The sequence below is a fragment of the Streptomyces sp. NPDC005784 genome (assembly GCF_042871525.1).
Taxonomy (GTDB): domain Bacteria; phylum Actinomycetota; class Actinomycetes; order Streptomycetales; family Streptomycetaceae; genus Streptomyces.
Genome location: NZ_JBIAIQ010000021.1, coordinates 106,381 through 128,846 on the forward strand (window position 1 = coordinate 106,381; position 22,466 = coordinate 128,846).

General features: G+C 71.7%; 17 protein-coding genes and 1 pseudogene. 9 read left to right on the plus strand and 9 right to left on the minus strand.

The genetic code is table 11. The features are described from left to right. Positions 1-6 precede the first annotated feature (6 nt). Both ACFYR3_RS28675 and ACFYR3_RS28680 read left to right on the plus strand, forming a co-directional pair. Positions 7-1,119: pseudogene (locus ACFYR3_RS28675) on the plus strand (hypothetical protein); the annotation flags it as partial. Between the two features lie 1,482 nt (positions 1,120-2,601). After that, positions 2,602-2,772 (plus strand): hypothetical protein, encoded by a 171-nt coding sequence (locus tag ACFYR3_RS28680; protein ID WP_261708426.1) that lies wholly within the window; start codon positions 2,602-2,604, stop codon positions 2,770-2,772. Between the two features lie 242 nt (positions 2,773-3,014). On the opposite strand, the gene ACFYR3_RS28685 is transcribed toward ACFYR3_RS28680, so the two are convergent. The 3 genes from ACFYR3_RS28685 to ACFYR3_RS28695 form a co-directional block, all read right to left on the minus strand. Further along, complete coding sequence (locus ACFYR3_RS28685; RefSeq protein WP_355848558.1) at positions 3,015-3,971, minus strand: 3-oxoacyl-ACP reductase; 957 nt, start codon at positions 3,969-3,971, stop codon at positions 3,015-3,017. A 107-nt stretch (positions 3,972-4,078) separates the two neighbouring features. Continuing rightward, complete coding sequence (locus tag ACFYR3_RS28690) at positions 4,079-5,155, minus strand: Zn-dependent alcohol dehydrogenase (RefSeq protein WP_355848555.1); 1,077 nt, start codon at positions 5,153-5,155, stop codon at positions 4,079-4,081. A gap of 34 nt (positions 5,156-5,189) precedes the next feature. Further along, entirely contained in the window at positions 5,190-6,047 is an 858-nt protein-coding gene (locus tag ACFYR3_RS28695; protein WP_355848552.1) for a MaoC/PaaZ C-terminal domain-containing protein, read from the minus strand. Positions 6,048-6,429: 382 nt separating this feature from the next. On the opposite strand from ACFYR3_RS28695, the gene ACFYR3_RS28700 reads away from it, so the two are divergent. The 3 genes from ACFYR3_RS28700 to ACFYR3_RS28710 are packed head-to-tail and all read left to right on the plus strand — an operon-like array spanning position 6,430 to position 9,295. Then, a complete protein-coding gene (locus ACFYR3_RS28700; RefSeq protein ID WP_355848672.1) occupies positions 6,430-7,311 on the plus strand; it encodes an ABC transporter ATP-binding protein in 882 nt (293 codons plus the stop codon). Next, the gene (locus ACFYR3_RS28705) at positions 7,311-8,030 is read left to right on the plus strand and encodes an ABC transporter permease (protein ID WP_355848549.1); all 720 of its coding nucleotides are present in this window, start codon (positions 7,311-7,313) and stop codon (positions 8,028-8,030) included. Before ACFYR3_RS28700 ends, ACFYR3_RS28705 begins: the two co-directional genes overlap by 1 nt. Positions 8,031-8,044: 14 nt before the next feature. Further along, positions 8,045-9,295 carry a sensor histidine kinase gene (locus ACFYR3_RS28710; protein WP_389285054.1) on the plus strand — a complete coding sequence of 417 codons (1,251 nt, stop codon included), beginning with the start codon at positions 8,045-8,047 and terminating at the stop codon, positions 9,293-9,295. Between the two features lie 186 nt (positions 9,296-9,481). Here the strand turns inward: ACFYR3_RS28710 and ACFYR3_RS28715 are convergent, their stop codons facing one another. Further along, positions 9,482-10,975, minus strand: coding sequence for an alpha-L-arabinofuranosidase B (locus tag ACFYR3_RS28715; RefSeq protein WP_355848669.1), 1,494 nt, complete (start codon positions 10,973-10,975; stop codon positions 9,482-9,484). Positions 10,976-11,352: 377 nt separating this feature from the next. On the opposite strand from ACFYR3_RS28715, the gene ACFYR3_RS28720 reads away from it, so the two are divergent. Continuing rightward, on the plus strand, positions 11,353-11,985 hold the full coding sequence (locus ACFYR3_RS28720; RefSeq protein WP_355848666.1) for a response regulator transcription factor: 633 nt from the start codon (positions 11,353-11,355) through the stop codon (positions 11,983-11,985). A 98-nt stretch (positions 11,986-12,083) separates the two neighbouring features. Here ACFYR3_RS28720 and ACFYR3_RS28725 read toward each other — a convergent pair whose 3' ends face one another. The 5 genes from ACFYR3_RS28725 to ACFYR3_RS28745 form a co-directional block, all read right to left on the minus strand. After that, positions 12,084-12,917, minus strand: coding sequence for a hypothetical protein (locus tag ACFYR3_RS28725; protein WP_355848543.1), 834 nt, complete (start codon positions 12,915-12,917; stop codon positions 12,084-12,086). Continuing rightward, positions 12,917-13,456, minus strand: coding sequence for a SigE family RNA polymerase sigma factor (locus ACFYR3_RS28730; RefSeq protein WP_389285055.1), 540 nt, complete (start codon positions 13,454-13,456; stop codon positions 12,917-12,919). Before ACFYR3_RS28730 ends, ACFYR3_RS28725 begins: the two co-directional genes overlap by 1 nt. A 51-nt stretch (positions 13,457-13,507) precedes the next feature. Beyond that, positions 13,508-14,941, minus strand: a complete 1,434-nt coding sequence (locus tag ACFYR3_RS28735; RefSeq protein WP_389285056.1) for an MFS transporter — start codon at positions 14,939-14,941, stop codon at positions 13,508-13,510. A 237-nt stretch (positions 14,942-15,178) separates the two neighbouring features. Then, positions 15,179-16,372, minus strand: coding sequence for a lipid-transfer protein (locus ACFYR3_RS28740; protein ID WP_389285057.1), 1,194 nt, complete (start codon positions 16,370-16,372; stop codon positions 15,179-15,181). Positions 16,373-16,379: 7 nt separating this feature from the next. Then, a complete protein-coding gene (locus ACFYR3_RS28745; RefSeq protein WP_389285058.1) occupies positions 16,380-18,809 on the minus strand; it encodes an acyl-CoA dehydrogenase in 2,430 nt (809 codons plus the stop codon). 295 nt (positions 18,810-19,104) lie between these two features. Between ACFYR3_RS28745 and ACFYR3_RS28750 the strand changes: the two genes are divergently transcribed. The 3 genes from ACFYR3_RS28750 to ACFYR3_RS28760 all read left to right on the plus strand — a co-directional run bounded on the left by ACFYR3_RS28750 (position 19,105) and on the right by ACFYR3_RS28760 (position 22,460). Beyond that, on the plus strand, positions 19,105-20,850 hold the full coding sequence (locus ACFYR3_RS28750) for an MFS transporter (RefSeq protein WP_389285059.1): 1,746 nt from the start codon (positions 19,105-19,107) through the stop codon (positions 20,848-20,850). A gap of 268 nt (positions 20,851-21,118) precedes the next feature. Further along, positions 21,119-21,769: a class I SAM-dependent methyltransferase gene (locus ACFYR3_RS28755; protein WP_355848526.1), complete on the plus strand. Its 651-nt coding sequence runs from the start codon at positions 21,119-21,121 to the stop codon at positions 21,767-21,769. A gap of 277 nt (positions 21,770-22,046) precedes the next feature. Further along, the gene (locus ACFYR3_RS28760) at positions 22,047-22,460 is read left to right on the plus strand and encodes a hypothetical protein (RefSeq protein WP_356782348.1); all 414 of its coding nucleotides are present in this window, start codon (positions 22,047-22,049) and stop codon (positions 22,458-22,460) included. The last annotated feature ends 6 nt before the right edge of the window (positions 22,461-22,466 follow it).

Genomic DNA, 22,466 nt, shown 5'->3' on the forward strand with positions numbered 1-22,466 from the left:
CCCGTGATGCAGAGCGAACGCGAGAACGGCGTGGAGTACGGCGACGACGCGGGTCGGTGGGCCGCCCGTCCCGTCTGTGTGATCACCGCCGACGGCACCTACGGGGCACGGCTCGCCCGCGACGGCGGGTCCTGGTACCCGGAGCGCTGGACGCTGGACGGCCCCGAGCCGTACGCCGTACCGCTGCCCGGCCCGCAGCCGGAGGAGCCCGGCACCGAGGTGCTGCCGCTGACCGACGGCAGGGTGCTGATCCATCGCGCGGACGACGGACGCCACGCCTTCTCCCTCCTCTACCCGACCGGGCCGGGCACCGGCGAGCTCCCGCTCGGTGCGGTGGAGTGCCCCGACGTCGGCACCGTGCTGCGGCTGCTGCCGCCCGCACCGGACGGGGAACGGGCTTACGCCCTCGCGGTGGGCCGGGGGTCGACGGCGGTGTGGCTGGTGGCGGGCGGCGCGTTCGGCCCCGAGCATCTGGCCGAGGTGCCGGGCCACTGCTCGGGAGGCGTGTGGCTGGACCGCACAGGACGTCTGCTCGCGCTGGACCGCTTGCAGAACGGCCGCACCAAGACCGTGGTCGTCGACCTGGAGCGCGGCGGAGAGGTGTCGCCGCTCCTCCAGATCGCCGACCACAGCAACGACCGGCTGCTCCTCGCGGACGCGGACAGCGGACTTCTGCTCATCCGTTCCGACGCGCCGTCCCCCGGCCGTGACCGTCTCGGCTGGGGCGTGCTCGGCAGCGCCCTGCCCGTCCGCTTCCCGGACTGCCTGACCGCGACGGGCTGTTCGATCACCCCGTTCGCGATCCAGCCGGGCCAGGTGCTGATGCCGGAGTCCTGCGGCGTCGCCCTGCGCATCGACGGACCGGGCGGTACCTGGGTGGGCCTGTGGCGCCCGTCCGAGCGCCGGATCCACCATCGCCCGGCGCCCGAGGGCTGGCTGCCCGGCACCGGACTGTGGACCGCGGAGGGGGTGCTCCGACTGCCGTACGCCACGGGGGCCGTCCCGTGCGGTGTCGCGCGGCTGGGGGCACCCGCGGGGGCGGGGGAGCCGGACACGGGGGATCCGGCTCCCCAGGAACGCCTCTCTCCGCGCCCGGTCCCTCTCCAGCACGCGCCCCTGAAGAGCCGGCCTGCCGGTTCGCCGTACCCGGCCCCCAGAAGCGGCCCGACGCGACCGCTCCTGGTCCGCCTGGCCCTGAGAACGGACACCGCTCGCTCCCCGAGAGAGGAAGCGATCCACGACGTCGACGGCACATCGCCCGCCGGTACGGGCCCCGCGCCCGCGGCCCCGGAGAGGCCGTCGCCGGTGACGAGCCTCACCGCCTGGACCGCGCCCGCCGAAGGGCGGCGGGCCGATGCGAACCCCGGCGACGAGACAGCCGGGACGCTCCCGCCCGTTGTACGGCTCACCGCCGGGAAGGCCGAACCGCTCCGGCCCGTCGCGCAACCCACCGCGACCACCGAACCGGTCCCGCCCCAGCCGAGCCGTTGGACCAGGGTGTCCGAAACACCCATGACCGAGCCGAAGCGCCGGACCAAGGTCACCGATGCACCCACGACCGAGCCCGGCCTCTGGACAAAGGTCGCCGAAACACCGCCACCCGGCATGCGCCTCAGGTCCAGGGCCGACGGAACACGCCCGGGTGGCATGACCCTCAGCATCGAAACGACCGAACCACTCCCGCCGGTCACGAGAATCGGCGGCGGCGCGGGCGTCCATGCCGGTGCCGGTTCAGGCGCCGGTGCTGGCGCCGGTGTCAGTGCTGTTGCTGGCGCCGGTGTCAGTACTGATGCCGGTTCCGGCAGGATCGCGCCCGCCGGGCCGCTCCCGGCCCTCACGGCCCACGGTGCCCGGACCGCCGAACCACTCCCGGCCGTCGCGAGCCCCGGCCACGGGACCGGCCAACGACTCCCGGCCGCCGCGGGCCCCGGCGCCGCGCCCGCCGAACCGCTCCCGCCCGCGCAGCACTTCTGGACCAAGGCCGCCGAAACACCCACGCCCGAGCCGAACCTCTGGACAAAGGTCGCCGAAACTCCACCGGCCGGCATGCGCCTCGGCACCAGGGCGGGCGGAACACTCCCGGCCGACGCGGGCTTCGGGGCCGGGGCCGGGGCCGGGGCCGGGGCCGGGGCCGGGGCCGGGGCCGGGAACGGAAACACGCCGTCGGCCTTCGGGGAGTTCAGGGGCCAGGTGGCCCTGAGGACCGCGGTGAGCCGTCCGGGGTTCGAGGCCGAAGCGGCCTCGGCCCTCGCCGCCGTATCGCAGGCACCCGCGGAGTACCAGGAGGAAGCCGGACCGCGGACCGCACCGCCCGCCCGCCGGGCTCTCCACGCGGGTCCGACCAACGCGGGTCCGACCAACGCCGGTCCGACCAACGCCGGTCCGCCCAACGCCGGCACCGGTCCGCTCCGGCCGGCCGGTCCGGTGGGTGTGGACGAGGCCGCCCCGCCCGCCGGGGGTACGGGTGCGTTAGCCCACACGGACGGGGAGGAAAGGGGCGGCACGGGCGAAGAAACGTCACCCTCCGACTCCCGAGCGATGACCGCACGTTAGAATCCCCCGGCTGTAAAGAAGGATCTTGCATACGGGGTGAACACTTCAATGAACGACTTCAGCACCATGGAAGCACCGGGCACGGACGTCCACGAGACGTCGGCGACCCGGTCCGAAGGCCACGGCAGACACCGCGGCCCGGTCTCCGGCCACGACGACGAGGCGACCCCTCAGGGCCGCCACCGCAAGCCGTCCGGCCAGTCGGCCACGAAGGCCTGACGGACCGCAGGACAGGTCGGGCAGGACAGCGCCCGACAGGAACGACACGAACAACAGGCACGACAGCCCGAGGACAGGACGGCCGACGCACGCGACGGCCCGACGGACCCCACGGCACGCCGAAACCGGCATACGGCCCCGCTCGCACCGACGAGCGGGGCCGTTCCCGTGTGGGGGCTCCCCCACGGCACCATCTGCCGCGGCTCGCGTACCCTCCCCCGTCCACCGACGGCGCCGGCTGCTCAGCGGGGAGAGCCCGCCCGGTCCCGCTTGAGCCCCAGCACCTCCGCCGCCGCGAACGTCTCGCCGCTGGGCCGGTCCGCGTAGTACGGGGTGAGCAACGCGTCGAGTTCGTCGTGGCTGAACGTGTCCTGCTTGCTGTCGAACTTCGCCGCCACCCGCGGCCGTTCGACGACCGCGACCATGCCGCCGTGCACGACGAGGAGCTGGCCGTTGACGTGCGCGGCGGCGGGTGCGGCCAAGTAGCCGACGAGCGGGGCGACATGCTCGGGGGCGAGCGGGTCGAGGCCGTCGTCGGGCCGGCCGAATCCGGCGAAGACGTCCTCCGTCATACGGGTCCGGGCACGCGGGCAGATGACGTTCGCCGTGACGCCGTACTTGGCGAGCGCCAGCGCCGTCGAAGTGGTCAGACCGACGATCCCGCCTTTCGCGGCCGCGTAGTTGGGCTGTCCTGCGGAGCCGGCGAGGAACGCCTCCGAGGAGGTGTTCACGATGCGTCCGTAGACGGGCCCGTCGGTCGCCTTGGAGCGGGCCCGCCAGTGCACGGACGCGAAGTGGGTGGTGTTGAAGTGGCCTTTGAGATGGACCCGGATCACCGAGTCCCACTCGTCCTCGGTCATCGAGAAGACCATCCGGTCGCGCAGGATGCCCGCGTTGTTGACGAGGATGTCCAGTTTCCCGAACTCGGTGACCGCCGACTCGACGAGTTCGCGGGCCTGTTCGTGGTCGGCGACGTCCCCGGTGTGGGCGACGGCCCGGCCGCCCGCCGTACGGATCTCGGCGGCGACCTCCTCGGCCGGGGTGGCCGAGGCCTCGCCCGAGCCGTCCCGTCCGGGCTGCCCGTAGTCGTTGACGACCACGGCCGCGCCCAGCCGGCCGAGTTCCAGCGCCTCGGCCCGGCCGAGCCCGCGCCCCGCGCCGGTGACGATCGCGGTGAGGCCTTCAAGTGGCAGTGACATCAAGGTCCTTAGCGGTTGTCGTGGAGGTTCCTCAGCCGTTGTCGTGGAGGTTCCTCAGCCGTTGTCGTGGAGGTCCTCGGCGGTCGTGGCCGGTCAGATCTCGCGGGTCAGATCTCGATGCACGTCCGCAGGGCGGTGCCCGAACGCATCTGGTCGAGCGCCTCGTTGATCTCGGCCAGCGGCACCCGGTGGGTGATCAGGCCCGCGAGGTCGATGCGGCCCGCACGCCACAGGGCGATCGTGCGCTCGTACGACCGAAGGACGTCCCCGCCGCCGTACATGGAGGGCAGGATGCGCTTCTCGTCGAAGAACAGCTCGAACATGTTGAGCTGGAGGAAGTCGTCCATGGCGCCGGCTCCGACGACGACGAGGGTGCCGCCGCGGCGGGTGTGGTCGTAGGCGGTGCGTGCGGTGGCGGACTTGCCGACGACCTCGAAGACGTAGTCGAAGCCCTCGCCCGCGGTCACCGACTGCTTGGCGTCGGCGAGTTCGTCGGGCGAGACCGCCTTCGTGGCGCCGAACCGGAGCGCGGCCTCCCGGCGCGAGGCGACCGGGTCGACGGCGACGATCTCGGCGGCCCCCTTGAGCCGGGCGCCCTGGATCGCGGAGATGCCGACGCCTCCGCAGCCGATGACCGCGACCGACGAACCGGCCTCCACGTCAGCCGTGTTGAGGGCGGCGCCGAGTCCGGTGGTGACGCCGCAGCCGATCAGGGCGGCGATGTCGAAGGGCACGTCGTCGGGGATGGGGACCGCGCAGCCCGCGGCGACGACCACCTCCTCGGCGAAGGTGCCGGTGCCGGCGAAGCCGAAGACGTCACCGCCGGGGCGCTTGAAGTTGGGGGTGCCCGCGTTCATGAATCCGGCCAGGCACAGTTCGGTCTGGCCGCGCTTGCAGGCGGGACAGACGCCGCAGGCCGGGAGCCAGCAGATGACGACCCGGTCGCCGGGCTTCACGTGGGTGACGCCTTCGCCGACTTCGGTGATCTCGCCGGCGCCCTCGTGTCCGGGCACGAACGGAGCGGGCTGCGGCAGGACGCCGTTCATCGCGGACAGGTCCGAATGGCACAGCCCCGTGGCCCGCACCCGGATGCGCACCTTGCCGGGTCCGAAGCCCACCGCCTCGACGTCGTCGAGGACTTCGAGTTTGTCCTGGCCTATCTCGTGCTGTACGGCTGCGCGCATGGTGCGGCTCCCCTCAGGACGGTTCGTACGACAGTCAGGTGTGATCGACGACGGTGTCGGCGAGGACCGGCGCGTCGTCCCGTTCGACCGCGCTCACCGCCACCCGGACCCCGCCCTCACTACTCCACATCCGGATGCGGAGGGTCTCGCCGGGGAAGACGACTCCGGCGAAGCGGGTGGTGTACGAGCGGACGCGGGTCACGTCGCCGCCGAGCAGGGTGTCGACGACGGCCTTGAGCGTCATGCCGTACGTGCACAGCCCGTGCAGGATCGGCCGGTCGAATCCGGCGAGCTTGGCGAACTCGGGGTCGGCGTGCAGCGGGTTCCAGTCTCCGGAGAGCCGGTAGAGCAGGGCCTGGTCCTCGCGGATCGGGCGTTCGACGGTTCTGTCCGGTGGGCCCGGCGGCGCTTCGAGGCGGGTGCTGGGGCCGCGGTCGCCGCCCCAGCCGCCTTCACCCCGTACGAAGATCTGGGCGTCGTTCGTCCACAACGGGCCCTCGGTGTCGGCCACTTCGGTGCGCATGACGAGGATGGCGGCCTTGCCCTTGTCGTAAACAGCGGCGATGCGCCCGGTGGCGGTCGCCGTGCCCTCGGCCGGGATCGGGCGGTGCAGCCGGACGGTCTGGCCGCCGTGCAGGACGCGGGCGAGGTCGACGTCGACACCGGGCATGGAGAGGCCGCTGATCACGCCCGGTGAGCCGGCGCCCGCGACGGTGGCGAAGCTCGGCAGGACGTGCAGCCTGGATTCGAGGGTGTAGCGCAGCTCATCGGGGTCGGTCGCGGGGATGCCCGCGCCCAGGCCCAGGTGGTAGAGCTGGACGTCCTTGGAGGTCCAGGTGATCTCTCCGGTCCGCGGTTCCGCTGCGACGGCCTTGGCGGCGTCAATGGGCATGTGGCTCCTGACTCGACTGCGCGAAAGACCTCGGTGCGGCCGTCCGCACCGTCGGCCGCACCGAGGTCGACACTGGGCCGTGGAACCCGCTCGTTCTAGAACGCGTTCCAGTCCGGCGAACCCTTGTATAGCCCAGCGCCCATTACTTGTGAAGACTACTGACGCCATGTCAGATCGAGCCGTCGCGGCAGCCCGGCAAGGGAACGTGCCGCGGCGGGGCGGCCGTGACATTTGTCCCGGCGGATCGACGACAAGTGCATCTGCCGGGGCAGCGCCCCGGCCCCCTAGCGTCGTTCCCATGGCACAGACGACGGGGACGACCGCGGGGAACACCGTGGGGACGGCGGCGGGAACGCCGGGGACGGCGGGGACACCACCGGCCGTGTCGTTCAGGGGCGCGGTCAAGACCTTCGGCGATGTGCGTGCCGTGGCCGGTCTCGACCTCGACGTGGCGTGCGGCGAGACGGTGGCGCTGCTGGGCCGCAACGGCGCGGGCAAGTCGACGGCGATCTCGCTGCTGCTCGGTCTGGACGAGCCCGACGAGGGCTCGGTCGCGCTCTTCGGCGGCCGCCCGGAGGCGTCGGTGCGCGCCGGACGGGTCGGCGCGATGCTCCAGGACACCCGGCCGGTGCCAAGGGTCACCGTCCAGGAGCTGGTCTCCTTCGTGGCGGGGCGCTATCCCGCGCCGCTGCCGGTGGCCGAGGCGCTGCGGCTCGCGGGCATCCCGGAGCTGGCCGGGCGGCGCGTCGACCGGCTGTCCGGCGGGCAGGCGCAGCGGGTGCGGTTCGCGGTGGCGCTCGCCGGGAACCCGGCGCTGATCGTGCTCGACGAGCCGACCGCCGCGCTCGACGTGGAGGCACGGCACGCGTTCTGGGAGTCGATGCGGGCCTACGCCCGGCGCGGCCACACCGTGCTCTTCTCCACGCACTATCTGGAGGAGGCCGACGCGCACGCCGATCGGATCGTCGTCATCGACCGGGGGCGGATCGTCGCGAACGGGACCGGCGAGGAGCTCAAGCGGTCGGCGGGCGGCAATCTGGTCTCCTTCGACCTGACGGGGGGCGGCGCGCAGGACCTGGCGCTGCTGCCCGGCGTGGTGGCCGTGGAGGTGCGCGGGGAGCGGGCGCGGCTGCGTACGGACGACTCGGACGCGACGGTGATCGCGCTGGCCGAGCGGGGCGCGATACGCGGCCTGGAGGTCGTCCCCGCGTCCCTGGACGACGCGTTCATGGCACTCACCTCACGCGCTCAGGAGAAGGTGTGATGTTCGACTATCTGCGGCTCGAAGTGCGCCGGACGCTGCGCGACACCGGCTTCGTGATCGGTGGTGTCGCGATGCCGGTGATGATGTATCTGCTGTTCACCAACCTCGGCGGTGGCGACGACGGGCAGTGGAGGACGGCATCGATGGTCGGCATGGCCGCGTACGGCGCGGTCGGCTCGGCGCTGAACACCGGCGGCGGGGTCGCCGAGGACAAGGTGACCGGCTGGCTGCGGCAGCTTCGGGTGACCCCGATGACACCGCGCGAGGTGGTGCTCGGGCGGGCGCTGACCGGTTCGGTGACCGTGCTGCCCTCGATCGTCACGGTGCTGGCGGCCGGCGGCCTGGTCAACGGCGTACGGCTGGACGCCTGGCAGTGGGCCGCGACGGCCCTGCTGCTGTGGCTCGGCTCGGTCCCCTTCACTCTGCTGGGCCTCGGCAACGGCTACCGGATGACCGCGCAGACCACGGGTGTCGCGAACATGGTGTGCAATCTGGGGCTCGCGGTGGTCGGGGGCCTGTGGTTCCCGCTCGCCCTGTTCCCCGGCTGGCTGCGTTCGATATCGGCGTACACGCCCACGAACCGCTTCGCGCAGCTGGGGGTGTCGGTCACCGAGGGCCGGGCGCCGGACCTCGGAGCGGTGGCGGTGCTGACCGCCTGGCTGCTGGCGTTCGGTTCGTACGCTGTGGTCTCGTACCGTCGATCCGCCCGAACCGTCTGAAGGGGGAGCTGGACATGCCCTTGATGGAAAGCATCGGCTGCCAGGTCCGCGGGTGGCGGGCCGAGCGGAACCGCTGGAAGGCCGACATGGAACGGTTCAAGGCCGAACAGCGGGCCGCGCGCAGGAGCGGCGGCGAGATGCCGGAGAACCCGGGCCCACCGCCGACGGGCTTCGCGCTGCTGCCGTGGCTGCTCCTGGGGATGGGCGCGTTCTCCAACCTCCTCCAGGGCAGGACGGCGCAGCCCTGGATCGGCGGCCTCGGCCTGTTCGTCTTCAACTCCCTCTACATCTACGTGACGTTCCGCGCGTTCGTGAAGACGGCGCGGGAGGCCCGCTCGACCCGGGTAGCGCTCGTCCTGATGAGCGTGGTCACCTGCGCGCTGGCCCTCGGGTACGGCGGGAGCTGGCTGTACTTCTTCCCGCTGCTCGGGCTGGCCACCGGGGCGGTGCTGCGCGGCCCCTGGCTCGGGAAGATCGGCCTCGGCCTGACGGCACTCGCCGCGGGAGTCTCGGCGGTCCGGGCGGGCTGGGACGCGGTGAACATCGCCTACGGCACCTTCCTGTCCACGATGGTGACGGCCGCGATCCTGTCCCTCTCCGAGGCGGTACGTGAACTGCGCGAGGCCCGTGAGGAGTTGGCGCGCCGTGCGGTCGAGAAGGAACGGATGCGGTTCTCCCGCGACCTGCACGACCTGCTCGGGCACACGCTCTCCGTCATCGTGGTGAAGTCGGAGGCGGCCCGCCGGCTGGCCCCCCGCGATCTGGACGCGGCACTCGTGCAGGTCACGGACATCGAGTCGGTCGGCCGGCAGGCCCTGACGGAGATCCGCGAGGCGGTGACCGGCTATCGCGAGGGCAGCCTCGCCACGGAGCTGGACCGCGCCCGCTCGGCACTGTCCGCGGCGCGGGTGGAGCCGGTCGTACGGCAGTCGGGGCCGCCGCTGGGCCCGCAGACCGAGGCCCTGCTCGGCTGGGTGCTCCGCGAGGCGGTCACCAACGTCGTCCGTCACAGCGACGCGACGCGCTGCGAGATCACCGTCGACGGCACCCCGGACCTCGTCCGTCTGACCGTCTCGGACAACGGCTCCGACGCCTCCGCGTCCGATCCGGTGCCGGGCATGGGCGGCACGGGCCTCAAGGGCCTCACCGAACGCCTCGCCACGGCCGGCGGCTCCCTGCGCGCGGGACGGACTCCGCGCGGCGGCTTCGAGGTGAGGGCCGAACTTCCGGTGGAGGCGGCCGACTTGACGGAGGCGTCGATCTGAGCGGCGGCCACCGCGGAAACCGGCGGGCCGCCGGCCCCGCGCCGCCGGGCGGCAGCGGCCGGAGGGGCCGACGGAACACCATGCGGCGGCGGGCGGGGCCGTGCGGGCCGGCCCGTCGCCGCGCGGCGGTTCACGTCAGCTCCGAACTCCCTGGGAGATCGGCGAACTTGGCGTCTTCCCCGGTGACTACGGCGCCCAGGGAGCCGTGACCGCCCAGCTCACGTCGTCCGTCCACGAGGTGGCGCTGTCGAAGGCGTTCGAGCCGCCGTTGCTCGCTATGTAGACGTTGTAGTTGTAGTGCCGGAGGTATCTCGTCGGGTAGTTGTACGACGCGAACGACGTCCCCGTACCGCTCTTGCCGGTCCCGGCGCAGAACGTGGCGTCCTGTCTGAACTGCGCGGTGCCGACCATGGGTTGCCGGTAGAGCTGGTAGTTGGAGTGCCGCAGGAAGTCGCCCGGGTAGTTCCGCGACTCGAAGGAGTAGCAGGAACTGTCGGCGAGACCCCTGCGGACGATCCAGGTGGCGTCGCTCTTGTCGAGCGCCGAACTGCTCGACGTGATGGCCGAGACGACCGCCGCGTTGTTCTGGTGGCGGATGTAGTCGGTCGTGCAGCACGAAGTGGTCGCGCGCAGCGAGATCTCCGACCCGGCCGTCAGGGAGCCGGTGGTCCCGGTCGAGGCGCCGTAGCCGACGGAGACGATGTTCGACTGGACCAGGTTGTCGGCGGCGTCCGTCGGGATGCCCGAGGTCATGACGCCCTCGAAGAAGGACCCTATGGAGCCGTTGCTGTTGTCTCCGCCGGTGCCCAGGACGATCGCGCCCTCCTGGTGCATGGGCGAGTAGCCACTGGTGGTGGGTTCACCCCCGGAATAGGTGGTCGTGAGACTGCCCGATTGGGCGTTGCCGTATTTCAGCGCGAAATGGTCCTGACCGTTGTTTTTCAACAAAGCGGTCACGAACGGTATCGCCCCGGTGCCGGTGTTCGACGTGTTCTTGCTGTATCCGGAGTCCGACTGGAACAGCCCGTTCTCCAGGTCGGCCTGCACCCACGGGCCCTGGCCGTAGCAGGGCGAGAACCAGCACTCGGTGCCGAAGTTGATCGCGTCCATGTGGCCGTTGCCGGTGTCCTTGTTGTTGGTCTCGGCGTTGCCGTAGTCGAAGCAGCAGCTGCCGTTGACGTGGGTGCCGGAGGTCACCATGTACATCCCCTCGGCCGCCCCGTTGGTGGCCACGCCCGAGGTGGAGTTGTCCCGGTAGCCCATGCCGGCCGAGATCTCCAGACCGTAGACCTGGTGCCCGCCGACGGTCACCGGCAGCGCGTCCGCGGGCGCCCCGACATCGGCCGCGCCCGCCCCGCCCGCACCCTCGACGGTGAGGTCGTTGTGGCGCGCGGACTGGTCGTAGATCTTCGTGATGATGCAGGTGGTGCCGGTACAGAAGGAGTCCTGCGCCGCCGCGTTCGCGTACCCGCCGGCCGCCAGGAGACCGATGTTCGCGGTGGCGCTGTCGGAGGCGCGCTGCACCTGGTAGAGCGAGCCGTTGTACGACGAGTAGAGCGCCCTGACGAGGCTGTGCGCCGCGACACAGGGCGTACCCGCGGTCGCGTAGACGTCACACGGGAGCGAACCTGCGGCGGTGGCCTGCGGCGAGCCCACGGCGAGCGCGGCGACGGCCACCATCACCGACAGCACGGCCAGGGCCGCGTTTCTGAGACGCCGCAACGGCGCTAAGGATGACAACACGGTGCACCTCTTCCGTTCCTGGTAGGACAGTGCGGGTGCCTGGTCGAAATACCGGACAACGTTCGATCGAAATACCGAACCAATTTCCGGTCGAAATGCCGAACGTTTGCGAAAATCGACCCGGCTCAGGAATTACAAAGGGGAGCGCTGAATTCCGAGGCGATTATTTGCCCGCAGCCGGGGGCCGTCAAGACTCGCGGACGCGAACGAGGACGATTTTTTATCGGCACCGACACGGCCCCCGGCCCGGCCCCCGACGCGCACACCGCGACCGGCGGGGACCTTGTCCGCCTTACGCTTGCCCCGTGAACGAGATGCCCCAGGACCACCGGCCCGCCAAGTCCATCCGTGTCCTGCTCGCCGAGGACCAGGGAATGATGCGCGGGGCGCTCGCTCTGCTGCTCGGTATGGAGCCGGACATCGACGTGGTCGCGCAGGTGTCCGCGGGCGACGAGATCGTGGACACGGCGCTGATCAGCCGGCCCGATGTGGCGTTGCTGGACATCGAGTTGCCGGGGATGAGCGGGCTGGACGCCGCCGCCGAACTGCGTGAGCAGGCGCCCGACTGCCGGGTGCTGATCCTCACCACCTTCGGCCGCCCCGGATATCTGCGGCGGGCCATGGAGGCGGGGGCCGCCGGGTTCCTGGTCAAGGACGGGCCCGTGGAGGAACTGGCCGAGGCGATCCGGCGGGTGCTGACCGGGGAGACCGTCATCGATCCGGCGCTCGCCGCCGCCGCGCTGAGCGCCGGGCCCAATCCACTCACCGCCCGCGAGTGCGACGTGCTGAAGGCCTCGGTGGACGGCGCCACCGTCGCCGACATCGCCGGAAAACTGCACCTCTCCGAATCGACCGTCCGCAACTACCTCTCCTCCGCCATCGGCAAGACGGCCACCCGCAACCGCATGGAGGCGATGCGGGAGGCCCGCCAGCAGGGCTGGCTGTAGGGCCTGTTCGTCCGGCACCACGCTGGGGATCACCCGGGTGGCCGCCGCCGGGTCCGGCGACGGCCACCCGCCAGGTCACTCCTCGTCGTCCGCCGCCGCTACCTCGTCACCTTCGCCGTCCCGGATGTGTAGTGCTTGCCCTCCGGCGCCAGGCACAGGAACCAGTTCGGCTGGGAGCCGTCCACCGGCCTGATCACCGCGTGGGACGCTTGGTCCGCCTCCGGGGCGGCCTTCCCGGCCTTCATCGTTGTGCCGTCGTCCCAGGAGCAGGTGACCTCCCGGGCGGTCGGGGCGACCTTGCCGATCACGAGCCGCTGAGACGTGTCCGACGAAGCGGCGTCGAACCTCAGCGGGGTCGAAGCGGACTCCAGGTCCGTGCCCGAGAACGAGTCGCCCTTCTCGACCGCCCCGTCCAGCAGCGTCATCCCACCGGCGTCCCCCGCGTGGAGGCGGACGAAGACCCAGCCCCTGCCGACGAGGTCCGAGGCGACTTCCGTGCCCGTCGGCGTGAGGGCGTACTCGCTCATCTGGGACCGCTGGTACTGCGCCTCCATCTCGTTCTTCGGCGCCCCCCAGACGATGACCTCGACACTCCACTCCTTGCCGTGCTCGGTCCCGCGCGCCACGGTGGTCGCCTGCGGCTCGTACACATGCCGCTTCTCGGGCGTCGACGGCGCGGTGACGGCCGGAACGGCCTTCCTGCCGTCGCTCTCCGTCCCCCCCGCCAGCGCCAGCGTCCCCGTGGAACCGGCGATGACGAGGGCCGCCGCCGCTGCCATCGCCCAGCGGCGCGCCTTGCGGCGGCGCCCGCCGCGCAGCACCGCCTGGTACGGGGCTATGCCGATCTCGACCTCGTCCGCCGCCTCGGCCAGCAGGAAGGCGATGTCCGTGTCCGTCGCCATGTCGTGATTCGTCTCCCGGTTCGCGCTCATCACTTCCGCCCTCCGTGCGTCACTGTGTCGGCCAGGCCCGGTATGACGCGGAGTTTCGCGATCCCCTTGGCCGCGTTGCTCTTCACCGCGCCCACCGAGCAGCCCATCGCCGCCGCCGCCTGGCTCTCGCTCAGGTCCTCCCAGTAGCGAAGGACCACCGCCTGGCGCTGGCGCGGAGGCAGTTGGGCGAGCGCGGTGAGCAGGGCGCCGCGGTCGTCGGCGCGGGCGATCGGGTCACCGCTGTCGGGCAGCTCGCGCGCCAGGCCCGAGTCGTCCTTCGGTGCGAGGAACTCCTTGAGTTTTCTGCGGTGTTTGCGAGCGTGCGCGTTGATCATCACCCGCCGCACATACGCCTCCGGTTCGTCGGCCGCGCCGACCCTGCGCCATGCCACGTACACCTGCTCCAGAGTCGTCTGGACCAGGTCCTCCGCCCCGTGCTGCTCCCCCGTCAGGAGAAATGCCGTACGCATCAGCCGCGGCCAGCGGCCGACCACGAAACTCTGGAACTCCTCGTCCCGAGCCTGTTTCCGATCCCCCATGAGCACCTCCTAGATGTTTGAAGGAGTCCACGAGCATCGGATTTCGTTGCCTCACAGCCGCGAGATTCTCCGCGGCGAGATGCTCCGCGGCAGCCATACGAGCATCAGGACCGCCCCCGCCAGCAGCAGTACCCCGCTGACGCGGAACGCCAGCGCGTACCCGGCGGTCAGGGCCTCCCCGGACGTGCTTCCCCCCGTACGGTTCGCGGCGATCGTGAACATGACCGCGAGTCCCAGCGAACCGCCCATCACGCGTGAGGTGTTGACCAGGCCCGACACCAGCCCCGCGTCCTCCGGCGCGGCGCCCGAGGTCGCGAGCGCGGCCAGCGGTGTCGCGGCCAGGCCCGCGCCAGCCATCATCAGGATGCCGGGGAGCATGATCGCCGTGAGGTACGAACCGTCCGCCGTCATGGTCGACTGCCAGCCGAAGCCGGCTGCGGCCAGGAGCGTGCCGAGGACCGCCACGTTGCGCGCCCCGACGACCGGCATGAGGCGCGGCGCCGACTTCGAGCCGATGACCACGGCGAGCGAGCTCGGCACGAGCGCGAGGCCCGCGCCCAGCGGCGAGTAGCCGAGCACGTTCTGCGCGTACAGGGTCATGAAGAACCACATGCAGAACATCGCTGAGCCGGAGACGAACATGGCCGCGTTCGCCGAGGACACCGACCGCAGCCGCAGCAGTTTCAGCGGCATCAGCGGCGCCGCGGTGCGCGCCTCGACGACCAGAAAGACCCCGATGAGAGCCGCTCCGGCGCACAGCGGCACGAGCGTCGCCGCCGCCGTCCACCCCTCGGCCTCCGTCTGCACGATCCCGTACGCCAGGGTCGCGAGTCCCGCCGTCACCAGGAGCGCGCCCGGCAGGTCGAGTCGTCGCCCGTCCCCGGCCCGGCTCTCCACCAGCCATCGCGCCGCGCCGGCCAGCACCACCGCGCCGATGGGCACGTTGATGAGGAGCACCCAGCGCCACGACAGCCCGTCGACCAGCAGTCCGCCGACGAGTCCGCCCGCCGCGCCGCCACCGGCGCCGACGGCGGTCCAGGTCGCGATGGCCCGCGCGCGTGCGGCGCCCTCCGGGACGGCCGACGTCAGGATCGTCAGGGTCGAGGGCGCGAGCACCGCGGCCCCCAGTCCCTGCGCGGCCCGCGCGAGCAGCAGTTGGGGGCCTTCCTGGGCGAGGCCGCCGCCGACCGAGGCGAGCGTGAAGAGCGCGAGACCCACCAGGAACATCCGTTTGCGCCCGTACAGGTCCCCGGCCCGGCCGCCGAGAAGCATGAATCCGGCGAAGGCGATCGAGTAGGCGTTCACCACCCACTGCAGCCCCGGGCCGCTCAGCCCCAGGTCGGTCCGCATGGAGGGCAGGGCCACGTTGACGACGGACACGTCCAGGACGACCAGGAACTGTCCGGCACAGGCGAGCGCGATCACCACCCAGGTGGGTGGCGCGATACGGGCTGACATCCGGGTGTCTTCAGCGGCTCGGAGCATGGGTGTCATGCTCTCAACCGGCCTACGCCCCTTGCATCAGGATTTCGACGCAGGCGGGCGTGCGTCACGGGACCTAGGACCACACGCGGATCAGGGGTGACCAGGAGTGTTGGCCGCCGTCGGCGGCCCGTGCGGCTCGGCGCCGGACCGGCTGAATCTCGGTGTTCGGCGCCGTCCGGTTCGGCGCCGTCCGGTTCAGCGCCGTCCGGTTCAGCGCCGTCCGGTTCGGCGTTCCGCTCAGGCCCCCGCGCGCAGCAGGGTGACCACCGCCGCGCCGCCCAGTCCGATGTTGTGGGCGAGCCCGACCCGCGCCCCCGACACCTGCCGCACCCCGGCCTCTCCCCTCAACTGCCACACCAGCTCGGCCACTTGGGCGATTCCGGTCGCGCCCAGTGGATGGCCCTTGGAGATCAGCCCGCCGGAGGGATTCACCACCCAGCGTCCACCGTACGTCGTGGCCCCCGACTCGACGAGTTCGCCCGACTCCCCCTCCCCGCACATGCCGAGCGCCTCGTAGGTCAGCAGTTCGTTGATCGAGAAGCAGTCGTGGAGTTCCACGACGTCCACGTCCTCGATACCGAGTCCGGAGCGTTCGTACACCTGGCGCGCGGCCTCCCGCGACATCGGCTGTCCGACGACGTCGATGCAGGAGCCGGAGGCGAAGGACTCCTCGGTGTCGGTGGTCATCGACTGGGCGACGATCTCGACGGCCCTGTCCTCCAACGCGTGCCGCTCGGCGAACCGTTCGGACACGACGACCGCGGCGGCGGCTCCGTCAGAGGTGGGCGAGCACTGGAGCTTGGTCAGCGGCCGGTGCACGGCCTTGGCGGCGAGGATCTCGTCGACGGAGTACACGTCCTGGAACTGGGCGTTCGGGTTGTGCGCCGAGTGCCGGTGGTTCTTGGCGCCGACGGCGGCGAGCTGGGCCTCCGTGGTGCCGTACCGCTCCATGTGCTCGCGGGCCGCGTCGCCGAAGATCTGCGCGGTGGGCGGGGTCATCTCGAAGCCGTGCCGGGCGGCCATGATCCCGTAGTGCCGGGCGACGGGTGACGTCGAGAAGTCCCCGCCGTCGGCGCCCGATCCGAGGGCACCCCGCTTCATCTTCTCGAAGCCCAGCGCGAGGACGCAGTCGGAGATCCCGCCGGACACGAACTGCCGGGCCAGCATCAACGCGCTCGCCCCGGTGGCGCAGTTGTTGTTGACGTTGTAGACGGGGACGCCGGTCAGGCCGAGTTCGTAGGCGGCGCGCTGGCCGGCGGTGGAGGCCCGGAAGCAGTAACCCACGGGCACCTGTTCCACGTCCGTGTACGGGATCCCCGCGTCGGCGAGGGCGTTGGAGCCGGCCTCCCGGACCATGTCCCAGTACTGCCACTCCCGGGTCTCGGGCTTCTCGAACCTGGTCATTCCGACACCGACGACGTACGTCTTCATGGCACTCCTAGTCTCGCGGCAGACCGAGGATGCGCTCGGCCACGACGTTGAGCTGGACCTGGGTGGTGCCGCCCGCGATGGTCAGGCAGCGGGAGAGCAGGAATCCGTGCACGGCCCGCTCGCCCGGCCCTTCGCACAACGCGCCTTCGGGGCCGAGGAGTTCGAGTCCGAGTTCGGCGACCTTCTGCTGGTGCGCGGTCTGCACCAGTTTCCGGACGGAGGCGCCCGCGCCCGGTTCCACGCCGGAGACCTGGCGGAGGGTGGTGCGCAGCGCGATGCAGGCCAGGGCGTGCGCCTCGGCGAGCAGCGCTCCGAGCCGGGAGCCGTCCACGTCGGCCGGTATCAGCGCTTCGAGGCCGGTGTCGAAGGTCAACTGGTCGGCCATGTGCACGCGTTCGTTGCCGAGCGTGTTGCGGGCGACCCGCCAGCCGTCGTCGACCTCGCCGACGACCGCGTCAGCTGGCAGCAGCACGTCGTCGAAGTAGACCTCGTTGAAGAGGGAGTCCCCGGTGATCTCCTTCAGGGGGCGGATGTCGATGCCGTCCGTGTTCTTCATGTCGACGACGAAGTAGGTGAGCCCCTTGTGCTTGGGCGCGGCCGGGTTCGTCCGGGCGAGGAGGATTCCGTGGTCGGCCCACTGCGCCGCGCTCGTCCAGACCTTCTGCCCGTTGATCCGCCACCGCCCGTCGGCCGTGTGCTCGGCGCGGGTCCGCAGCGAGGCGAGGTCGGATCCGGCGCCCGGTTCCGAGAAGAGCTGGCACCAGAGGAGGTCACCGCGCAGAGTGGGCAGCAGATAGCGCTCCTGCTGCGGGCCGGTCCCGTACGCGATGAGGGACGGTACGACCCAGGTCGCGATCCCCAGATCGCTGATCCGCACCCCGGCCGCCGCCAACTCCTGTTGTACGGCGAGTTGTTGGACGGGGCCGGCGCCGAGTCCGTACGGCGGGGGCAGATGCGGGGCGGCGTACCCGGTGGGCGCCAGCGACCGGCGGGCGGCCACTGGGCCGAGCCCGCGCGCCCGGTCGATGACCTGACGGGCCTCGGCCCGGTACCCGGACGCCTCGGGCGGCAGCTCCAGGCGCAGTTCCCGTCGTACGCCGTCCCGTGCGAGCCGCGCGGCCCTGCGCAGGTGTCCGTTGCCGGCCCCGAGCAACTGCCGTGCCACCAGGGCTCGTCGGAGGTAGAGGTGGGCGTCGTGCTCCCAGGTGAATCCGATGCCGCCGAGGATCTGCACGCAGTCCTTGGCGCAGGACGAGGCGGCGTCGAGGGCGGCACCGGCCGCGAGCGAGGCCACCAACTCCCGTACGCCGGGCGGCTCCTGCCCGGCGCGCGCCGCGTCCCAGGTGAGCGCCCGTGCCTGTTCCAGCCGTACGAGCATGTCGGCGCACAGGTGCTTCACGCCCTGGAAGCGTCCGATCGGACGGCCGAACTGCTCGCGGACCTTGGCGTGCCCGGCGGCCGTGTCCAGCGCCCAGGCCGCGGTGCCGCAGGCGTCCGCGGCGAGGACGACGGCGGCGAGGTCCCGGACCAGTGACGGGTCGACCGCGAGGACGCGGTCGGCGGGGACCCGGACCCCTGCCGCCCGGACCTCGGCGGTCGGCCGCGTCGGATCGGCGCTCTCGTGCGGCCGGACGACTAGATCGGCGGCGTCCACGACCAGCCAGAGCGTGCCGCCGGACGCGCCGCCTCCGTCCGACACCGCGCCGGCGCCGGACCAGTCGCCCTCTCCCGGCGGCAGGGCACCACCTGTCTGTGTCTCCGCGCCCGCGCCAGCGCTGGGGGGCGTGTCCCCTCCCGCCGCCCGGTCTCCGCCGGCCGCCGTCCCCCCGTCGCAGGCCGCCGCCAGCACGAGCACGTCCGCGTCGGCGCCGGACAGCACGGGCGGCGCCGTCCCGTCGAGCACGTATCCGCCGTCCACCGCCACGGCCGTCAGGGAGCCCGCGCCGAACGCGACGGCGCCGATCCGCTCCCCGCACCCCAGCGCCCGTACGAGATCACCGAGCTCCGACGCGCGGACGAGATCGCCGCGCCCCGACACCCGTACGGGATGGCCGCGCTCCTGTGCCCGTACCGGATGACCGTGCCCCGATACACGTACCGGATCGCCCGTTTCACGGAGAAGCTCCTCGCGGAGAAGCTCAGCCGCCAGCACGGCCGACGCCAGGACGTTCGCGGCGAACGGTCCCGGCAGTGCGGCCCGCGCGGCCTCCTCCACGACGACGGCGAGGTCGACGAGGTCGCCGCCGCCACCGCCGTACGCCTCGGGAAGGTGCACGGCGAGGAGCCCCTGCGCGGCGAGCGCGTCCCAGAACGGTGGCCTGCCGCCTCCCGGAGCGTCCAGGAGTTTGCGGACCTCCTCGGGCGGCACGGCGCGGGTGATCCAGCCGCGTACGGCCTCGGCCAGCTCCCGCTGCTCCGGCGTGACCGCGATCCCCATGCGTGCCTCCCCAAAGGCCCAAGGTGCGTGGATCCGCGCCAGACTAGAACACGTTTCATTCTGACGGTAGGTCAGATACCCATGGATCGGTCAAGAATTCGTTAGTACGCCGAAGCATCGGAATAGTTGCCCAGGCGCACCGGGTTCTCACTGCACGTATCCCGCGCGGATCACCCGACCGACGTCCCCGTATCCCCATGGATCACCCGACCGACCGTCCCCGCATCCGCACGGATCACCCCCCTTTGCCGCTCTCCCGAGAGCTCCCTTCCTTACGGCCTGGAGGCCCCCCGCAATGACGCACACGACGACCGACCAGCCCGCGCGGAGGCCGAGCGGCGCGACCGTGCCCGTGCTCGCCTTCGCGGGCATCGTTGTCGCGGTGATGCAGACCCTGCTCGTCCCGGTCATCAAGGACCTGCCGACGCTGCTGGGGACCTCGCCCAGCAACGCCACCTGGGTCCTGACCTCGACGCTGCTCTCGGGCGCCGTGGCCACACCGATCATGGGCCGCCTCGGCGACCTCTTCGGCAAGCGACGCATGCTGCTCACCAGCCTGGCCGTGATGGTGGTCGGCGCCCTGATCAGCGCGCTCACCAGCGCCCTGGTGCCGATGATCGTGGGCCGTTCGCTCCAGGGCTTCGCGATGGGCGCGATCCCGCTGGGCATCGGCCTGATGCGCGACATGCTGCCCCGCGAGAAGCTCGGCTCCGCGATGGCCCTCATGAGCTCCTCGATCGGCGTCGGCGGCGGACTCGCGCTGCCCGCCGCGGCCCTCGTCGCACAGCACACCGACTGGCACGCCCTCTTCTACGGCGCCGCCGGCCTCGGCGTCCTCTCGATCGTCCTCACCCTCCTCGTCGTGCCGGAGTCCCCGATGCGCGCCGAGGGCACCTTCGACGTACTGGGCGCGATAGGCCTGTCCGTCGGGCTCGTGCTCTTCCTGCTGCCGATCACCAAGGGCAGCGACTGGGGCTGGACCGCGCCCACCACGCTCGGCCTGTTCGGCGCGTCGCTCGCCGTGCTCCTCCTGTGGGGCGTGATGGAGCTGCGCCTGAAGGCTCCGCTGGTCGACCTGCGCACCACGGCCCGCCCCGCGGTCCTCTTCACCAACCTCGCCTCGATCATGGTCGGCGTCTCCTTCTACGTCGTCTCGCTGGTCCTGCCGCAGCTTCTCCAGCTGCCGACGTCCACCGGCTACGGTCTCGGCCAGTCGATGGTGAAGGCGGGTCTGCTCGTGGCGCCGCTCGGCCTGACGATGATGTTCACCGCCCCCGTGTACGCCCGGCTGTCGGCGAAGTACGGCCCGAAGGTCACGCTGATCATCGGCATGGTGATCATCGGGATCGGCTACGGCGCGGGTCTCGGCCTGATGAACGCCGCCTGGCAGTCCCTGGTCATCGCGGTGGTCCTGGGCGCGGGCATCGGCCTCGCCTACTCCTCGCTGCCCGCCCTGATCGTCGGCTCCGTCCCGGCCTCGGAGACGGGCGCGGCCAACGGCCTGAACACCCTGATGCGCTCCATCGGTACATCCGTGTCGAGCGCCGTCATCGGCATGGTGCTCGCCAACACGGCGAACCACGTCGGCGGGGTCGCGATCCCCACCATGCACGGCTTCCGCGTGTCCTTCCTGATCGCGACGGGCGCGGTCGCGGTCGGCCTGCTCATGGCGCTGTTCCTGCCGGGCCGTCCCCCGGCCACCAAGCCTCAGCTGCGCGCCAGCAGCGAGGAGGACGCGGCGATGGAGCGGGCGCACGAGGTGCTCGGCGGCTTCCGCGGCCGGGTCCTGAACGCCGACGGCGGTCCGGTCCCCCGCGCCAAGGTCACCCTGATCGACCGGCGCGGCCGCCAGGCGGGCGCCACCCTCTCCGCCGAGGACGGCAGCTACGCGCTCGCCGTGCCAGCCGAGGGCGCGTACGTGCTCGCCGCGCGGGCCACCGGCCACGGCCCGCTCGCCTCGTCGGCGACGCACGCGGGCGACGACCGGCCGGTCACCCTCGACCTGTCCCTGCCGGGCGAGAACGCCGAGGTCACCGCCTGACGCCCGGACCCGCCCCGAAGTGATCGTCGACACCCCCGCCGCCCACGCGGCGGGGGCGTGGTGCACGATGGGGCGGCCAGGGGCCCGTACTGCCGGTTCGTTCGCACCGGCAGTGCGCGCCAGGTGTCCACGCCGGACGTCCGCGCGACTCGCTCTTCCGTGCCGGACGCACGCGCCGGAGACCGCCCCGGAAGCACGAACCGATCTGAATACCCTTTACTGCACCTGCGCCACACACCCCGTCATGCGCATCGATGGAGGAGACCCCATGCCCGCGGCACCCAAGCCCGAGATCCTCGCCGCCTTCGAGGCCGCGAAGGGGTTCATGCCGCGGGGTGAGGGACTCGCGCTGTACGAGGCGGCCGTCGAGGCCGGACGGCTCGGGCTGCCGCTCCTGGAGGTCGGCACCTACTGCGGCCGTTCCACGATCCTGCTCGCCGACGCGGCGCGCGAGGCCGGAGTGACCGCGATCACGGTCGACCACCACCGGGGCAGCGAGGAGCAGCAGCCCGGCTGGGAGTACCACGACCCGTCCACGGTCGATCCGGAGATCGGCCTGATGGACACGCTCCCCACCTTCCGCCGCACCCTCCACCGGGCGGGCCTGGAGAACCACGTGGTCGCGCTGGTCGGCCGTTCGCCGCAGATCGCCGCGTTCTGGCGCACGCCCCTCGGTCTCGTCTTCATCGACGGCGGCCACACCGACGAGCACGCGAGCGGCGACTACGAGGGCTGGGCGCCGCATGTCGCCGAAGGCGGCCTCCTCGTCATCCACGACGTGTTCCCGGACCCCGCCGACGAGTTCACCGGCCAGGCCCCCTACCGCGTATACCTCCGGGCCCTGGAATCGGGCGCGTTCACCGAGATCGCGGTGACCGACTCCCTGCGCGTCCTGCGGCGAACCGGAACAGGGATCTGAGCGCCCGGTCCGAGCGCTGACCTGCTCTGCCGAACCCCGCCTCCGCCCTGGTCAGGGGCGTATTCCGGGAGTTGGGTGATCCCTCCGCGTTCCTCGCTCCCGGATTCTCGGATTCTCGGATTCTCGGCCAATCGACGCCTCGGAACAGGCCAGTTGGCACATTTAGGATCATGAAACGTCTACCATTCCTGGACAGTCGGCAGCCATCCGCCGTTCACCCCGCAGGCGACCGGCGGCCACGGGAGGGCTCGGCCGGCACTCAGGGAAGGAACCACACGTGAAGTTGACCAAGAGGCGGACTCAGGCCCTCTACGCCCTGCTCGGGGCGCTCGGACTGGTGCTGGTCACGGCGAACTCGGCGGCTGCCGTGGAGGCCTACGGAGCCTACGAGGGCGGGGGCTACGGGGTCTGGATGCAGGACCCGGGCTATGACGAACTCGATGATCCCGCTCCGGGGGACGCCATCAAGGCCTGTGACATCAAGGCCGACGGCTGGGGCATCGAGGTGAAGCTCGACATCAACCGGGACGGCAGCTACGAACGCACCATCTCCACGCGTGGCCACGCCTCGCCCTACTGCTCGGGCTGGGACAGCGGCAACATCGCCGAGAACACTCCCATTCGCATGAAGGTCACCAAGGTCAACGGCGACACGAGCTACCACCCCGTCTACTGGGACGGACATTCCTGAGCACCG

Excerpts from the sequence above, each read along its gene's own strand:
- ACFYR3_RS28680 (WP_261708426.1), top strand. The coding sequence starts at position 2,602 with ATGAACGACTTCAGCACCATGGAAGCACCGGGCACGGACGTCCACGAG.
- ACFYR3_RS28685 (WP_355848558.1), bottom strand. The coding sequence starts at position 3,971 with ATGTCACTGCCACTTGAAGGCCTCACCGCGATCGTCACCGGCGCGGGG.
- ACFYR3_RS28690 (WP_355848555.1), bottom strand. The coding sequence starts at position 5,155 with ATGCGCGCAGCCGTACAGCACGAGATAGGCCAGGACAAACTCGAAGTC.
- ACFYR3_RS28695 (WP_355848552.1), bottom strand. The coding sequence starts at position 6,047 with ATGCCCATTGACGCCGCCAAGGCCGTCGCAGCGGAACCGCGGACCGGA.
- ACFYR3_RS28705 (WP_355848549.1), top strand. The coding sequence starts at position 7,311 with ATGTTCGACTATCTGCGGCTCGAAGTGCGCCGGACGCTGCGCGACACC.
- ACFYR3_RS28710 (WP_389285054.1), top strand. The coding sequence starts at position 8,045 with ATGCCCTTGATGGAAAGCATCGGCTGCCAGGTCCGCGGGTGGCGGGCC.
- ACFYR3_RS28715 (WP_355848669.1), bottom strand. The coding sequence starts at position 10,975 with ATGGTGGCCGTCGCCGCGCTCGCCGTGGGCTCGCCGCAGGCCACCGCC.
- ACFYR3_RS28720 (WP_355848666.1), top strand. The coding sequence starts at position 11,353 with ATGCCCCAGGACCACCGGCCCGCCAAGTCCATCCGTGTCCTGCTCGCC.
- ACFYR3_RS28725 (WP_355848543.1), bottom strand. The coding sequence starts at position 12,917 with ATGAGCGCGAACCGGGAGACGAATCACGACATGGCGACGGACACGGAC.
- ACFYR3_RS28730 (WP_389285055.1), bottom strand. The coding sequence starts at position 13,456 with ATGGGGGATCGGAAACAGGCTCGGGACGAGGAGTTCCAGAGTTTCGTG.
- ACFYR3_RS28735 (WP_389285056.1), bottom strand. The coding sequence starts at position 14,941 with ATGCTCCGAGCCGCTGAAGACACCCGGATGTCAGCCCGTATCGCGCCA.
- ACFYR3_RS28740 (WP_389285057.1), bottom strand. The coding sequence starts at position 16,372 with ATGAAGACGTACGTCGTCGGTGTCGGAATGACCAGGTTCGAGAAGCCC.
- ACFYR3_RS28745 (WP_389285058.1), bottom strand. The coding sequence starts at position 18,809 with ATGGGGATCGCGGTCACGCCGGAGCAGCGGGAGCTGGCCGAGGCCGTA.
- ACFYR3_RS28750 (WP_389285059.1), top strand. The coding sequence starts at position 19,105 with ATGACGCACACGACGACCGACCAGCCCGCGCGGAGGCCGAGCGGCGCG.
- ACFYR3_RS28755 (WP_355848526.1), top strand. The coding sequence starts at position 21,119 with ATGCCCGCGGCACCCAAGCCCGAGATCCTCGCCGCCTTCGAGGCCGCG.